This is a genomic window from Actinomadura craniellae (genome assembly GCF_003289645.1).
Taxonomy (GTDB): Bacteria; Actinomycetota; Actinomycetes; order Streptosporangiales; family Streptosporangiaceae; genus Actinomadura_D; species Actinomadura_D craniellae.
Map to the genome: position 1 here is coordinate 1 of NZ_QLYX01000034.1, position 2,595 is coordinate 2,595.

A 2,595-nucleotide genomic window follows, 5' to 3' on the forward strand; every position below is an offset into this window, starting at 1 on the left:
CGATCGTGGCCGCACCCGGGTACACCCCCAGCGTGATCAGCACATCGCGGAAGTTCACCCCCGCCGCACGCACCCCCACCCGCACCTGACCGGCACCCAGCACCTGACCGGCACCCACACCCCCACCACCACACCCACCCGCACCCAGGTCCGGGTCCAGGTCCAGGTCCAGGTCCAGGTCCAGGTCCGGGTCCAGGTCCGGGTCCAGGTCCAGGTCCAGGTCCGGGTCCAGGTCCAGGTCCGGGTCCAGGTCCAGGTCCGGGTCCGGGTCCAGGTCCGGGTCCGGGTCCAGGTCCGGGTCCGGGTCCGCACCATCCTCAAGACCCCCACCCTCACCCAGACCCGCACCTGGGTCCGCACCACTTTCAGGACCACCCTGAAGGCCCTCGTGCGGCACCGCGACCAGGCCATCGATCGACCCCGGCACCGGCACACCCAGACACCACCCCTGCCCGGCGGGCAAAGCCAGGGTGTCACCGTTGTCCGCGTCGGCCAGCCGGGCCAGCCGCGGCGTGTACAGCTCACCGTTCCGCAATGCGAGTTGAGAGTGCCCACCAGCCACGGCTGCCACCAGGCCGTCGGCCACACCAGTGCCCGTCGGGTCCGCGGGGCAGTCGAACAAGACGATGCGGTCGGGGTGCTCGTTCTGCGCACTGCGGATCAGACCCCACACCGTGGCAGCAGCCAGATCAGCGACGTCCTCACCCGGACGGACGGCCACCGCCGAACGGGTCACCACCACCAACCGACCCGAGGCATGACGCTCATCAGCCAACCAATCCTGCACCAACGCCAACACAGCCTCCGCCACCGCATGCACCTCGTCCACCACGTCATGTGCGGCATCGCCGAGGTGGCCGCCGAGGGTACGGACCGGGGACGAGATGAAGGAGGCCACGATCACATCGGGCACGACCGCGGCGGCGTTGTCGATCGCTTCGTTCAGGGCGTTCAGGTCGGGGTGGCCGCCGACCGGGACGTGGGTCGCGTCCAAGCCGACCGTCAGGCCGAGTTCGTCGCTGCCGACCACGGCCCATCCAGCGGTGGCGAGGGCGGTGTCCGTGCCGGCGGGGAGCAGGGTCCATTCCAGCCGGAACAGGCGGTCGGCACCGGTACCCGTGTCGCCTCGGGTCGGGGCCGCCCATTGCCGGGTGGAGGCGGGCCGCATGGTCAGCGATCGCACCGAGGCCACCGGCGCGCCCGTCAGGTCGGTGATGTCCACCGCCACGGCCTGGCCGCCCATGGGCTGACCGTCCACCTCCGGGTCGGCCTGACTCGCGGGGGCGAGCCGAACCCGCACCGCTGTCGCGCCCGTGGCGTGCAGGTGCACTCCCTCCCAGGCGAAGGGAAGCCACACCCCGTCCTCGGGGGCGCCCTCGGGGGTGTGCAGGGCGAGCAGGTGCAAGGCGGCGTCCAGCAATGCGGGGTGGATGCCGAAGTGCTCGGTGTCGGTCTGCTGGTCGGGCAGGTGGACCTCGGCGTACAGGTGGTCGTCGTCCTGCCAGGCGGCGTGCAGGCCCTGGAAGGCCGGGCCGTAGTGGTAGCCGCGTTCGGCCAGCTCCGGGTAGCCCTGGGCCAGGTCGATCGTCTCTGCTCCGGCAGGCGGCCACACCGTCAGATCGGCCGTCGGGTTGCCGGGCTCGGTGGTGAGGGTGCCGGTGGCGTGCACCGTCCAGCCGGTGTCGCCCGAGTCGGTGCCGGCGGGGCGGGACCGGATGGTCACCGAGCGGGCGTTTGGCTGATCGTCGTTCGTGGGTGGGCTGATGGTGAGCTGTACCTGGACGGCTCCGTGTTCGGGGAGGAGCAGTGGCTGCTGGAGCAGGAGCTCTTGGAGGTGTCCGCAGCCCGCTCGGTCACCGGCGTGGATGGCCAGCTCTACCAGTGCAGCTCCTGGGACCACCACGGTCTCCGCCACGGCATGATCGGCCAGCCAGGGATGGACGGTCGGCGACAGGCGCCCGGTGAACAGGTAACCCCCGTCGGCGAGTTCGGTGACCGCGCCCAGCAACGGATGATCGGCCGCGCCCATGCCGAAGTCGCCCGCGGCACCGCCCAGGACAGGTGCGTCCAGCCAGTACGGCTTCCGTTGGAACGGGTAGGTGGGCAGCGGTACGGGGCGCGCCGGGGCCGGGAACAGGGCGGCCCAGTCGATGGGGACGCCGCGGGTGTGGGCGGTGGCCAACGCGGTCAGCAGCGTGGAGGATTCGGGACGGCTTCGGCGGAGGGTGCCGATCGCCACCGGGGTGGGGGTGCGGGGTGGCGCCTCGGCTGAATCGGCGGGGTCAGCGGACGGGTCCTCCGACGCGAGGATCTCGGTGATCATCGGGGTGAGGGCGGCGTCGGGGCCGAGTTCGAGGTAGGTGGTGACGCCGTGCCGGCGCAGGGTGGTGATGCCGTCGTGGAAACGGACGGCCTGACGGATATGCCGGGCCCAGTAGTCGGGGGAGGCGAGTTCGTCGTCGGTGGTCAGGGTGCCGGTGAGGTTGGAGATCAGGGGGATGGTGGGCTGGTGGTGGGTGAGCTGTTCGGTGACATGGACGAGCTCATCGGCGGCTTGGTCCATGTGGGGGGAGTGGAAGGCGTGGCTGACTCGTA

1 protein-coding gene is annotated in these 2,595 nt (G+C 71.3%); it reads right to left on the reverse strand.

Annotated features, from left to right (window positions below; all coding sequences use genetic code 11):
• Positions 1-2,563 (reverse strand): polyketide synthase dehydratase domain-containing protein (locus DPM19_RS34645; RefSeq protein ID WP_233511126.1); only part of this gene is annotated, 2,563 nt, incomplete at its 3' end.
• Positions 2,564-2,595: the final 32 nt, after the last annotated feature.